The organism is Halomonas sp. BC04 (assembly GCF_000568385.1).
In genome coordinates this window covers 1-12,332 of the sequence record NZ_AZQX01000130.1, presented here as the reverse complement: position 1 = coordinate 12,332, position 12,332 = coordinate 1, and the positions used below count along the sequence as shown (strand labels likewise).

14 protein-coding genes and 1 pseudogene are annotated in these 12,332 nt (G+C 63.6%); 4 read left to right on the top strand and 11 right to left on the bottom strand.

What is annotated here, in order from left to right:
* Positions 1-645: 645 nt before the first annotated feature.
* The 9 genes and pseudogenes from Q427_RS09170 to Q427_RS09130 all read right to left on the bottom strand — a co-directional run bounded on the left by Q427_RS09170 (position 646) and on the right by Q427_RS09130 (position 7,903).
* Positions 646-1,689, bottom strand: a complete 1,044-nt coding sequence (locus tag Q427_RS09170) for an Lnb N-terminal periplasmic domain-containing protein (RefSeq protein ID WP_043513184.1) — start codon at positions 1,687-1,689, stop codon at positions 646-648.
* Between the two features lie 91 nt (positions 1,690-1,780).
* A pseudogene (locus Q427_RS09165) lies at positions 1,781-2,746 on the bottom strand (branched-chain amino acid transaminase).
* Positions 2,743-3,873, bottom strand: coding sequence for a class II histone deacetylase (locus Q427_RS09160; RefSeq protein ID WP_043513181.1), 1,131 nt, complete (start codon positions 3,871-3,873; stop codon positions 2,743-2,745). The pseudogene Q427_RS09165 and the gene Q427_RS09160 overlap by 4 nt, the downstream one beginning before the upstream one ends.
* Complete coding sequence (locus Q427_RS09155; protein ID WP_043513179.1) at positions 3,870-4,811, bottom strand: ornithine cyclodeaminase family protein; 942 nt, start codon at positions 4,809-4,811, stop codon at positions 3,870-3,872. Before Q427_RS09155 ends, Q427_RS09160 begins: the two co-directional genes overlap by 4 nt.
* 1 nt (position 4,812) lies before the next feature.
* Positions 4,813-5,169, bottom strand: a complete 357-nt coding sequence (locus Q427_RS09150) for a RidA family protein (RefSeq protein ID WP_043513176.1) — start codon at positions 5,167-5,169, stop codon at positions 4,813-4,815.
* Positions 5,170-5,260: 91 nt separating this feature from the next.
* The gene (locus tag Q427_RS09145) at positions 5,261-6,295 is read right to left on the bottom strand and encodes a histone deacetylase family protein (RefSeq protein WP_043513187.1); all 1,035 of its coding nucleotides are present in this window, start codon (positions 6,293-6,295) and stop codon (positions 5,261-5,263) included.
* A 170-nt stretch (positions 6,296-6,465) separates the two neighbouring features.
* Positions 6,466-7,050: a helix-turn-helix transcriptional regulator gene (locus tag Q427_RS09140; protein ID WP_331280582.1), complete on the bottom strand. Its 585-nt coding sequence runs from the start codon at positions 7,048-7,050 to the stop codon at positions 6,466-6,468.
* 321 nt (positions 7,051-7,371) lie between these two features.
* Positions 7,372-7,635 (bottom strand): hypothetical protein, encoded by a 264-nt coding sequence (locus tag Q427_RS09135; protein ID WP_043513174.1) that lies wholly within the window; start codon positions 7,633-7,635, stop codon positions 7,372-7,374.
* Positions 7,636-7,720: 85 nt separating this feature from the next.
* Positions 7,721-7,903 carry a hypothetical protein gene (locus tag Q427_RS09130; protein WP_043513172.1) on the bottom strand — a complete coding sequence of 61 codons (183 nt, stop codon included), beginning with the start codon at positions 7,901-7,903 and terminating at the stop codon, positions 7,721-7,723.
* Positions 7,904-8,066: 163 nt separating this feature from the next.
* On the opposite strand from Q427_RS09130, the gene Q427_RS09125 reads away from it, so the two are divergent.
* Both Q427_RS09125 and Q427_RS35210 read left to right on the top strand, forming a co-directional pair.
* Positions 8,067-9,275 carry an MFS transporter gene (locus tag Q427_RS09125; RefSeq protein ID WP_043513170.1) on the top strand — a complete coding sequence of 403 codons (1,209 nt, stop codon included), beginning with the start codon at positions 8,067-8,069 and terminating at the stop codon, positions 9,273-9,275.
* Positions 9,272-9,397 (top strand): hypothetical protein, encoded by a 126-nt coding sequence (locus Q427_RS35210; protein WP_269321213.1) that lies wholly within the window; start codon positions 9,272-9,274, stop codon positions 9,395-9,397. Before Q427_RS09125 ends, Q427_RS35210 begins: the two co-directional genes overlap by 4 nt.
* A gap of 14 nt (positions 9,398-9,411) precedes the next feature.
* Here the strand turns inward: Q427_RS35210 and Q427_RS36135 are convergent, their stop codons facing one another.
* Positions 9,412-9,879 carry a helix-turn-helix domain-containing protein gene (locus Q427_RS36135; RefSeq protein ID WP_331280581.1) on the bottom strand — a complete coding sequence of 156 codons (468 nt, stop codon included), beginning with the start codon at positions 9,877-9,879 and terminating at the stop codon, positions 9,412-9,414.
* On the bottom strand, positions 9,777-9,998 hold the full coding sequence (locus Q427_RS36130; protein WP_331280583.1) for a hypothetical protein: 222 nt from the start codon (positions 9,996-9,998) through the stop codon (positions 9,777-9,779). Before Q427_RS36130 ends, Q427_RS36135 begins: the two co-directional genes overlap by 103 nt.
* On the opposite strand from Q427_RS36130, the gene Q427_RS36125 reads away from it, so the two are divergent.
* Together Q427_RS36125 and Q427_RS09110 are read left to right on the top strand one after the other, a co-directional pair.
* Positions 9,900-10,148 carry a hypothetical protein gene (locus Q427_RS36125; protein WP_331280584.1) on the top strand — a complete coding sequence of 83 codons (249 nt, stop codon included), beginning with the start codon at positions 9,900-9,902 and terminating at the stop codon, positions 10,146-10,148. The genes Q427_RS36130 and Q427_RS36125 overlap by 99 nt on opposite strands.
* Before the next feature lie 826 nt (positions 10,149-10,974).
* Positions 10,975-12,332: GntP family permease (locus Q427_RS09110; RefSeq protein ID WP_197030563.1), on the top strand; the 1,358-nt coding region annotated here is incomplete at its 3' end.

The following is a 12,332-nucleotide window of genomic DNA, read 5'->3' as shown; positions in this document are numbered from 1 at the left end:
AGTTCCCATCGCGACTGGCGCCGCCAGGCGCTTGGCGGAGGCTGAAACGCCAGTGACGTTCGCGAGGGTTGGCAACACCGCCGGGAGGCCTTCGGCTCCAGTCGTGATCTGAAGATACTCCTACAGTGCGGTAGTCGCTTGTCATGGCAGGAAAAGAAGCTGTTGGAGCGCTCGGTTCGGCGCCCCGAGTTCCCATCGCGACTGGCGCCGCCAAGCGCCCTGGCGGAGGCTGAAACGCCAGTGACGTTCGCGAAGGTTGGTCTGTGGCTCAAGATTGGCCCGATGGCTGACCAGAGAAATAAGCGAAGCGGCACAGCCTTGAAGTCGCGCTTTTGCCGGTCGGCACCTAGACTTGCAAAGGCTGGCATCACACACCTTTCATCTCCTTGTTGCCACACTGTCATCCAGGTGAGTGATAAAGGCTGTGTCCCGATGGGACGGGCAATGGACACTGCTGAGTGATGCGACACGGACGCGAGCAGGCAGGAAGCTTGCCAGGGAGAGGTCGGCATCGAGAAGGTGCCCAGGGAGGACATGCGCCACGGGCTTTCCCGTGGCGCTCTTTATTCTGGTCAACCTACTTCTTGCCAACCATTAGCTTGCGCGCAATACATGATGAAGAAGGCACCCCTCAGGGCGGATCGCTCAGCGGCGACTGTCGCTGCCAGGCGGCTCCGACAGCGCTTCCCACCCCGGCAAACCGCGACGTATCCGACGGGAAAAGAAAGGATCGTCGTGGGCCATTCTCGCCCGTTCGACAATGTTGCCCCGCTGTTCCAGTTCGCGCAGCGAGTAGCCACGCCACAACCCCCCCACCGCAAAAGCGTATGCGGGCAGCCTGTCGGTGACCAGCATCCGGTAGTCCAGCGGCAGCCCGGCACCGATACGGCGTGCCATGGCAAATACCAGGGTGCTGCAGTTGGCGGTGATCGTATTGTAGAAACGAGGCGCCTCGTGAAGCTGGTTCGCTTCATCCACATAGGCAAGCAACAGCGAACGCATGGCGTGCTGTGGCATGGTGATACGGAACAGCCTGACCTGTTCGCCTCGCACGTTACTGCGCAAGCGCACGGCATCCCGTTCGTCGCTGGCCACGATCGCCAGTTCATACTGACGAAAGAAGCCGCCGATCTCGGAAAACCGCTCCCCCCGCAGGCGACGCACCTCCACCGAGAAGACCACGAAGTCATCGCCACCGAAGCCGAAGGAGACCATCACATGGGCGACGCCCGGACGCCCCCAACTGGAGACGATCATGTCGACGGAATCCAGCCGGTCGAGATCATAGTGACGACGCTCCCAGCGCACCGTGGCATCGTCTCGCGTTCGCCAGTCGAAGTTGCGGACATGGTGCAGGGTCAGGCGGTTGCCCTCGACATCGCCGGTCGCCAGGTGCACCACATCCTCGGCCCAGGGACGGTCATGGGAAGGCCGTAGACGAAACCACCAGGTCATCAGCACCGCCAGCAGCACAAGCTGCCCGAACGGCGCTGACCAGCGCTGGCCCGCCGTCATGGCACTTTCCAGCCCGAGCACGACCAGGCCAAGGGTCAACAGGCCCCAGAGACCGAGGGTTACCTGGCGCCAGGGAGAGGGTAGCTCGAGTCGAAACCTGAGGGCTGCCAGCCCCCATAGCATGCCCAGCGTCAGCAGAGTGAAGAGCGCGATCCATACGATTGCCTGTGCCATTTCGGTCCATCTTGTTCAGGTAGTCGCAAGGTATCACGTTATACAGTGAATGGAATCGCCTCGGCACGTCGCACGAACGCTGCCGCTTCGATCACACGGGGGTCAGCCAGTCGCGAAACGAATTCAGGTCATCACCCAGCTCGCCTCGGGTAACGCGCCGGTACAGGTGCTGCAACTGCGCGGTGAGGGAGTCATCGGCAATCGGCAGGCCCGGCTTCGGCGCGCCCACCCTGCCGCCGATATGACGGCCATCGAGCTCGCGCAGAGGCAGGATCTCGGCAGCGGTTCCGGTCACGAAGGCTTCATCGGCGGTATACAGCTCGTCGCGAGTGATGCGACGCTCACGCACTTCCATGCCCAGCACCTCACGGGCCAGCCGGATCACGCTGTCGCGGGTGATGCCCTGCAGGCAGGAGGTAATCTCCGGCGTGTGCAGCACGCGTCCCGCAGCAGGAAGATATTGGCCGCCGAGGCCTCGGCTACGTAGCCTCCGGATCGAGCATGATCGCTTCGTCGAAGCCCGCCTTCACCGCCGTATTGAGCGCCAGCATCGAATTGACGTAGTGGCCGTTGGTCTTGGCACGGCAGAGGCTGATGTTGACATGATGCCGGGCCCAGGAGGAGGTCAGCGCGCGCAACCCGATGGAGGCGGCTTCCGGCGAAATGTAGTCGCCCAGGTCCCAGGCCGCCACCATGACGTGAACCGTCAGCCCCTTGGCCCGCAACCCCAGCCCCTCGGCGCCGAAGTAGACCGTCGGCTTGAGATAGGCATTGGCGAGCCCGTTACGGCTCAGGCACTGCCGCTGTGCCTCGATCAGGTCGCATCGGTGAAGGGCATCGCCATGTCCAGCGAGTGAGCACTGTCCAGCAGGCGCCGTGTGTGCTCGGCGACGCGGAACAGCTGCGTACCTCCGGCACCCTGGTAGGCACGCACGCCTTCGAAGCAACCCATGCCGTAATGCAGGGTATGGGTCAGCATATGGGTCCGGGCGTCACGCCAGGGCAGCCACTCGCCATCGTGCCAGATCCAGCCGTCGCGGTCGTATAGGGGGGTCATAATGGTACTGCCTTCATCCAGCCTTCCCTCCAGCTGTCAATCAGAGCACGTTGATGGGGCTGCAGGGACTGATAGCCCCAGCCGGCAATTTCGTCATTCTGGGGGTCGGGGGCCGAGATCCGGCTACCCGACAGCGCCTGGATCACGGCATGACCGCAAAGCGGCACGTAGCCTTCCGAGTACCCCCCCTCATGGATCATCACCAGCCTGTCATTGCTGATGCGGGCAGCAAGTGCACAGACCTGCTGTGTCATGGCGGCGAACGCCGAACTGTTGAGCAGCATCTTGCCCAGTGGGTCCTTGCCACAGGCGTCATAGCCGCAGGCCACAATGATCAGGTCCGGAGCGAAACCGCCGATGGCCGGCAACACCAGCTCCTGCATGGCATAGCGGTAGGCACCGATACCGGAGCCGGGCGGCATCGGCAGGTTGAGGTTGGCGCCGTGCCCGGCGCCCTCCCCCAGTTCCTCGAAGAAGCCGGTGTCGAGCGGGTAGTTGCCGGCCTGGTGGATCGATACCGTGAGCACGTCGGGATCGTCGTAGAAGGCTGCCTGCTGGCCGTTGCCGTGATGCACGTCCCAGTCGAGTATCGCCACCCGCTGCACCTGCCCCAGGGCACGGGCACGCATGACCGCCACCGGAATGTTGCCCAGCAGGCAGAAGCCGCGTCCGCGGTCCGCCTCGGCGTGATGCCCGGGGGGACGACACAGCGCATAGGCATTCTTCAACTCACCGGTCGCCACCGCCTCCACCGCGGCAATGGCCAGGCCTGCCGAGTGCTGCGCCGCCGCCAGGCTGCCCGGCATGTAGGGGGCGGCTTCACCGGCATCGCCGCCCTGGGCCCGGTCGCCCTCCTCCAGCTCATCAAGGTAGCGCCCGGTATGGAAGCGCGCCAGATCCTCCCGGGCAGCCGCGGGCGGCTTGCGCACCTCGAGTTCATCAATCAGGCCGGACACCTCGAGCAGGTTCTTCAGCCGCCGCTTGCTCTCGGGGCTCTCCGAAGCCGGCTGGGGCTGAAGATACTCCCCCCGGGAAGAAAAGACACCGATAGGCCCGGGGTCGTGCCAGAAGCAGCGCTCATGCCAGAAAAAACCCGTACCGTTCCCTGCGCCACCGCCTGCGCTCATGCACGCTCCTCCAACTGCTCCCAGACCTCGATGGCAGCGGCCAGGTCCTCGAGCGAGGCCCCCACCGACTTGAACACCGTAATGGCCTCTTCGGAGGAGCGCCCGGGTTGCTTGGCCAGCAGCAGCTCGGCCAGGTCGGCGCGAATCTCGTCGAAGTCGAAGGCTCCTTCGTCGATGGCCTGGTGGATATCGCCGGCCTCGCCCCTGGCGCCGGCGAAGGTGTCCACGAACACCTCGCCGCGGCGCAGGCACTCGCCATCGGTTTCCCGCATGCTGGGGCGGAAGGCGCCGATCAGGTCAAGATGGGTGCCAGCAGCGAGCCACTCGCCGCGAACCAGCGGCTCCGTGGAGAGCGTCACGCAGCTGATCAGGTCCGCTTCACGAACCGCTGCTTCCAGATCCGTCACCGCTCGGGTCTCGAACCGATCGGCATACTCCTCTGCCAGCTTCTTGGCCTTCTCGGGGTTGCGCCCCCAGATGCGCACCCGCGTGATCGGCCGTACCGCGGCATGGGCCTCGATCACCATGGGTGCCAGCTTGCCGGTACCCACCACCAGCAGGGTCGAGGCGTCCTGGCGGGCCAATTCCCGCGCGGCAAGGGCCGAGGCGGCAGCAGTGCGACGACGGGTCAGTTCACTGCCGTCCAGGCAGGCCAGCGGACGCCCATGGGCGCCTTCACTGAGGAAATAGACCCCGGAGATGGCCGGCAGGCCATGGTCGGCGTTCTGGGGAAAGACATTGACCATCTTCACTCCGATATAGCCATCACGCTCCCAGGCGGGCATCAGCAGCATGGTGGCTTCCCCATCCGGCCGGTGCATGGCGTGATGGTGGCGCGGCGGCGCCTCCACGCCTGACCGAAAGGTCTTCGCCAAGCGCTCCACCAGTGCCGACCAGGGGAGTGCCGCGGCGACCTCTTCAGCGGATACGATACGCATATCAGGCCTCCGGCAGCGCCGCCACGACCATGATCTCGACCTTCCATTCGGGCTTGGCCAGCTTGGCCTCCAGGGCGGCGCGGACCGGGGGCCGGCCAGGCACCACCCAGGCGTCCCAGGCAGCGTTCATCTGGTCGAATTCCGCCATGCTGGTGACCCAGATCTGGGCCGACAGCAGGTTCTCCTTCGAGGTGCCGGCCTGGACCAGCAGTTCGTCAATGCGCGCCAGTACCTGCTCCGTCTGGCCGCGCATATCAGCACTGGCGTCCTGGGGCACCTGGCCGGCCAGGTAGACGGTACCGTTGTGAATGATGGCCTGGCTCATGCGGGTATTGCTGTCGTGATAGCTGATGCTCATGTCATTCCTCTCTCGTTTCGTGTTCGTCGCTGCAACGATTGTTGGTTCATCGCCCTGGCGGATTGGAAATTCACCTTGTCGGCCCGGCGTCTCAGCCACCCGAGAAGCCCGTCAGGAAGGCCGCCAGATTCTCGCCCAGGTGCTCGGTGGGATAGCCCCCCTCCTGTACCAGTACAGTGGGCAATGACAGTGCGGCCAGGCGGCGCCCGATGGCCCTGAAATCTTCGGTTTCCAAGGCCATGCCCGCCAGGGGGTCGTTGCGGTGGGCATCGAGACCCAGCGCCACCACCATTGCTTCGGGACGGAAGGCCTTCATTCGGTGGACCAGTTCGTCCAGGGTGTCGAGAAAGACCTGGCCATCGCTGCCCAACGGCAGTGGCAGGTTGACGTTGGTGCCCAACCCTTCGCCCATGCCTTCCTCGTTGGCGCCGCCCCAGAAGAAGGGATAGAAGTCGGCGGGATCCACATGGAGCGAACCGGTCCAGATATCGCCGCGGTAGTAGAAGATGTCCTGGGTGCCGTTGCCGTGGTGGAGATCCACATCAATAATGGCCACCCGGGAAAAGTGCTCGCGCAGCACGGTGGCCGCGAGCGCCGAATTGTTGAGGAAGCAGAACCCCCCGGCCCGGTCCGGACCGGCATGGTGGCCAGGGGGACGGCAAAGTGCGTAGGTCGTGCCATGGCCGCCCAATAGCGCCTCGGCGGCAGCCTGTGCCGTGGCGGCGCTGGCCAGGATTCCGGCAAAGCTGTCGGCACCGACGGGACAGGCCATGTCATGCAGGTGCCAGCCGGCCTGGCCAACCGGATGTCGCGGATAGTGGTGCCCTCCACCGCAGGGGTGGACGTTGGGCGACACCAGCTCCGAGGCACCGGGCAGCTCGCGCCAACGCCCATGTATGGTTTCAAGGAACGTCAGGTAGCGCGGCGTATGTATCTTTGCCAGGCGGCTGCGCAGTGTCGGGCTGTCGACCTCGGCGGGAGCGGTCAGGGATAGCCCTACCGTCGCCAACCCATCGGCCAGCATTTCAGCACGTACCGGCCCCTCCGGTGACGGGGCCGGCTGACCACGCAGCAGGAAGGTCGTCGGTGCATGACGCTCCTGGTCAGGGTGATAGAAGAGCTTCATCGTGAGGTCCTTGGTGAAGCAGATGCCAGGCACGGGTATCGCCTCCCCGACAAGGCCGGGAAGATCAGGTGCTTCCACTGTGAGATTAGAACGTGTCGGCGGGCACTGCTTGCCCGCAACTGAGGAAGACTTGCCCCAGACTCCTCAGTTGGCATTGCAGTTCGGCGGCATCAATTGGCAGCGCGGACCCGACGAACGGTGGAGGGGGTCACGTCGAATTGGCGCCGATAGGCGCGGGAAAAGCTGCCCTGGTCGCGGAAGCCGACCAGCGAGGCGATATGCCCCAGGCTCAGGCTGCTGTGCCGGACCAGCGTGTGGGCATGTTCGAGACGGCGCTGCTGAACGTGGGCCAGCGGCGTGGTGCCATAGGTATCGCGAAAACGGGCATGGAAATGGCCGGGGCTGAGGGCGCAGAGGCCGGCCAGTTCCTCGACCCGGATATTGTCGGCGAGATGACGATCGATCCAGGCATTGAGGCGGCGAAGGTCGATTCGCTCGCCGCCCGCACGCATCGACGAATAGCCGGCACCGGTAGCCGTCGCCCCCTGCTCCAGACCAAGACCCAGGTGCAGATAGAGCGCCCTCAGCAGCAGCGCAGCAATCTCGCTATGCAGCGCCGGGAACTGTTCGAGCTGCACCATCAACGTTCCCGCCAGCTGATTGAGCCGGGTTGGCACGTTGAAGAACTGGGGGCGCTCGAACAGCCGTTGCATGGCGTCACCGTCGCGCAGTGATGCCAGGTCATCCAGGGCCACGTCCAGTACCAGGGTACGATTATGGCCATCGCCTCGTACTCATGATGGTAGGAGCAGGGAATCAGGCAGCCGCGACCGCCAGTGACGCGGTCTCCGTTCCCCTCGACTTCCAGTTCGGTAACGCCACAGGTCGCCAGGATCAGTTGGTGATGCGTATGGGCATGGGCAACATGTTCATGCCCGAGCGTGCAAGCACGCAGGTCGAGAATAGCCATGACGGTTTCTTGCGGTCCGTTTTTCGGGGATCGTACTTTACCTTACTCTCCGATAAATCAATGCGAAACCGTCCCGGCGCATTCTCGCCCCACGCCTATGCCAGCTTCAGCAGCGGCCCTGCATGCTCAGGCCGGGCGGGCAGAAACCACCCCGCCGCTCGCGATAACCTCGATCATGGTAATAGTAGTGACGCTCCACATGCCGCCCCTTGTGTCGGTGATGATGCTTCTTGCCCCGATAATGACGATCGGAGCCGTCGACCACGATCAAGGGTTCAGGCGTTATCCTGGCCGGAGAGTAGCTGCAGCCGGCCAGAACCAGCATGACCGGCAGCAAGCTCAGGAGGAGCAACCGCAAGGAGAGTTTCATGGTATATACCTCGCAAGCCGGGGCGGAAGATTCACCCGTCAGTACCCGTTCGAAGTCCCTATGAGTGCCCTCCACCGAGGGCGCTTCAGCAGCGGCCCTGCTTGGCTAGCCCTGGAGGACAGAACCGTGAGCCATGGGGAGAACCACCATGGCCATCGTCGATGACCACCAGAGGTTGGGACTGGATACGTGCCGGCTGGTAGCTGCAGCCTGCCACCATCAGGGACGATAACAGCACGATGAAAAGCGTCAGCAGTGCACGAGACATGGGGCCTCCTTATTGGGCGCAGTCGAAAGCCCTATTCTAGCGAAGCCTTTTCGGCACAACACCTGTGGCACGCTGGCAACACGCTTGTCGCAAAATTGAGACTGGCAAGGCGGCGCCAGAACAGCGATAGTGCGATTTCATTAGTCTGCAAACAGGCCTCGTCATGGACGCCCTCCGTCGTCACTCCCTGCTGATCATTGTCGTGGGTAGCCTGGTCATCTCCCTGGCCATGGGCCTGCGCCACGGTTTCGGGCTGTTCCTGGAACCGATGAGCAGCGAGCTGGGCTGGGGTCGTGAGGTATTCGCCTTCGCCCTGGCGCTGCAGAATCTGATATGGGGACTGGCTCAGCCCTTCACCGGGGCTTTGGCCGACCGCTTCGGTGCCGCCCGGGTGGTGGTAATCGGCGGCCTGCTCTATGCGCTGGGGCTGGCCTTCATGGGGCTATCGGAGTCAGCGCTGGGCATGTCGCTTTCCGCCGGGTTATTGATCGGCCTGGGGCTTTCCGGCACCACCTTTTCGGTGATCCTCGGCGCCGTGGGGCGTGCCGTGGCCCCCGAGAAACGCAGCATGGCCATGGGGATCGTCAGCGCCGCCGGCTCGTTCGGCCAGTTCGCCATGCTGCCGGGCACCCTCGGCCTGCTGGGCTGGCTCGGCTGGTCCGCCGCGCTGCTGGCCATGGGTGCGCTGGCGGCCCTGATGGTGCCGCTGGGCGGCATGCTGCGCGACCGCCCCTCGGTACGCTTGAGCAGCGACCTCTCGCTACGCGCCGCGCTGGACGAGGCCGCCGGAGAGCGGGGATTCTGGCTTCTCTGCCTGGGCTTCTTCGTCTGTGGCTTCCAGGTGGTGTTCATCGGCGTGCACCTGCCGGGCTACCTGTTCGACAACGGCCTTGCCGTACAGGTGGGCAGCACCGTGCTCGCGCTGGTGGGGCTGTTCAATATCTTCGGTACCTATGCCGCCGGCTGGCTTGGGGGCATCTACTCCAAGCCAAGGCTGCTGAGCTGGCTCTATCTCACCCGGGGAGCCGTGATTACCGCCTTCGTCTTCCTGCCGCTGAGCCCAGCCAGCGCCTACCTGTTCGGCATCGCCATGGGCCTGCTGTGGCTCTCCACCGTGCCGTTGACCAACGGCATCGTCGCCTCGGTATTCGGCGTGCGCCACCTGTCGATGCTGGGTGGCATCGTCTTCCTGTTCCACCAGCTCGGCTCGTTCATGGGGGTATGGATGGGGGGCTACCTCTACGACCTCACCGGCCACTATGATGTGGTATGGAAGATCGCCATCCTGCTCTCGGTGGTCGCTGCCCTGTTGCACTGGTTCATCAGCGAAGCACCCGTCAAGCGCCCGTCACCCACGGAGGTGGAAGCATGACCCGAATGCTCTTGCTCAAGCTGGTGGCCGCGGCAGCCATCACGGGCGCCCTAACCCTGGCGTGGTGGGGCTGGCAGACCGCCGATGCCTCGCTGCTGCTGCTCGGTACGCGGCTTTGTTGAGCGTGGTTCGACAATCAGCTTCCTGAGTGACGCCCGGCACCCTCTGCCGCCATTCGCTTCAGGCTCTCCATGGCCTCCAGCGACACCTGGCGCCCTTCGAGCGAGATCAGTTCCTGCAACTGAAAACGACCGAGCACACGGCTGACAGTCTCGATGGCCAGCCCCAGATAGCTACCGATGTCACCCCGCGACATCGACAAGGCAAAACAGGTGGGTGAGTAACCGCGCAGCCTGAAACGCTCCGAGAGCCCCAACAGAAAGCTTGCCATGCGCTGGTCGGCGGTGCGCCCGGAGAGCAGACACATCATGCGCTGATGATCGCGCAGCTCCTCGCCCATGCTGCGAAAGAGGCGGTGTTGCAGCGTGGGGGAGTCCTGCATCAGCGCTTCGAGCTGCAAGAACGGCAGCTCGCAGACGTATGTCGACTCCAGTGCCACCACATTGCCGGCACACTCCCCACTACCGATACCGTCCAGGCCCACCAGCTCACCGGAAGATAGAAGTGCGTCACCTGATCACGCGCGTCTCCCTGGACCTGCACTTGCTTCAGACTGCCTGTGCGTACCGCATAGAGATTGCTGAATCGATCTCCCTGATGCACCAGTATCTCGCCCCGCTTGAGCGGGCGCGGTCTCTGGAGCAGTGCATCGAAGTCGGCGAGTTGTTCACCCTCCAGCCCCATGGTCAGGCAGCGCGGATGCAAGCTACAGCGCTCACAGCGGGCACCGCCAACCGCCAGGGTTTGACCTGACAAGAACGTCATGACCTCTCCTTGTTATTCACTGCAGTCACGCGTAAAAAAGTAGCCTGCCACTCTGAACAGCCACTTATCATCGACTTCTTCCAACGTGGATCAGCGATCGACATGTATCAAGGTAAATAAAAAAATTAAACAACGAACCCGCATAACCCACTGTCCAGAAAAGAAAAAAGCGCCCATACCAACACGGCATGGGCGCTTCACTATTTGACGCTGGTACGTCTGGCGACGGTCGCGAAATAGTCCTTTTCTAGAATTTACACTAACTACCTGCCCCTGTGGCTTACATGTACAACTTAGCTATAGCAACTATAGGTCAACTTATATGTAGAACCTGGGCAGCCTGCGCCGGGCTCTCTTGCTCGCGGCCGCCTTGGCCCGGGGCATAGGCGCACTATCCCAGATGGTCAGAAAGCGCTCGCTGACGGGCGCAGTTCTGGTTTGGGATTCGGCTTTGCTCAGGTCGCCACGGCTGACCCGGGGCAGATCCCAGATGGTGTTGAAACGCAATGTCGTCATGGTGTCCTTACGGCCTTGGCGACCGCCTCCGGAAAATTCATGGAAGAATTTTTCACATTATCCACCCTCTTAGACTTTAGTTCAACCCACCTCTCGTTCGCACCGACCGGAGAGTAGGAAATACAGACAACACCGCATATACTGCGTTGCAGCATGACCGCCATTGAATGAAAGCCGGTTCCAGCAAGGACAAAGGAGGTCGTATGCACAAGGAAGAACGCAGGCGCACCGAGCCAGCCCGGAAAGAGGGCGGCTTACACGCGAAGCCCGACAGGATGCTGGACAGGGAGGACAGGTCATGACCGGCATTCTGGCTATCGTGGTGGCACTGGCCCTGTTGATGTTCCTGGCCTACCGAGGCCTGAGCCTGCTGATCCTGGCACCGGCGCTAGCCGCCCTGGTGGCACTGGTATCCGTGGATACCCCGCTGCTGGCCAGCTACACCCAGGTGTTCATGGGTTCGGCGGGTAATTTCATCGTCATGTACTTTCCGCTTTTCCTGCTCGGGGCGATCTTCGGCAAGCTGATGGAGGATTCCGGCAGCGCCGAGGTACTGGCCGGTGCCATCGTCGAGCGCCTGGGCGACAGCCGGGCCATCCTTGCCGTGGTACTCTCCTGCGCCGTGATGACCTACGGCGGCGTATCGCTGTTCGTGGTCGCCTTCGCCGTATTCCCCATCGCCGCGGCGCTGTTTCGCAAGGCCGACCTTCCCAAGCGGCTGATACCCGGCACCATCGCCCTGGGCGCCTTCACCTTTACCATGACCGCCCTGCCCGGCACCCCGGCGATCCAGAACGCCATACCAATGCCCTTCTTCGGTACCTCGCCCTTTGCCGCACCAGGGCTCGGCATCATGACCGGCCTGGTGATGCTGGGCCTGGGCCAGGCCTGGCTGACCTATCGCGCCAGGCAAGCCCGCACCGCCGGAGAAGGCTACGGCGAGGATGACAGCGGGCCCACACCGAACGACCATCTACGTGAGCGGGCCGCCGGCGAAGGCTTCGACCTGGCAGAGGTCGCCGCCCAACCCCGCAGCGGCTTGCCCGCTCTGCCCCTGGCCATGCTGCCGATCGTCATGGTGATTGCCCTGAACCTGGCATTCACGGCGGTGATCATTCCGGCCATGGACACCGGCTACCTCTCCGAACCGACCTATGGCGCCACCAGCATCGAATCGGTACGCGGCGTCTGGTCGGTCATCGCCGCGCTGGTCCTCTCCATCCTGCTGTTGATCGCACTGAACTGGCAGCGATTGCAGGACCTGACCACATCGCTCGACAGTGGAGCCAATGCTTCGCTGCTGCCGATCTTCAATACGGCGAGCCTTGTCGGCTTCGGCTCGGTCATCGCCTCGCTGGCGGCCTTCGACGCCATCAGCGCCTGGGTGACCACCGCCGGAGGGGATAACCCGCTGATCTCGCTGGCCATCGCGGTGAACCTGCTGGCCGGCATGACCGGCTCCGCCTCGGGCGGCATGAGCATCGCCCTCTCCACCCTGGGCGACACCTACCTGGCCATGGGTCAGGCGGCGGGAATCTCGCCCGACCTGCTGCACCGGGTCACGGCGGTGGCCACGCGGGCTGGATGCCCTGCCCCACAACGGCGCGGTGATCACGCTGCTCTCGATCTGCGGGCTGACCCATCGCCAGGCGTACC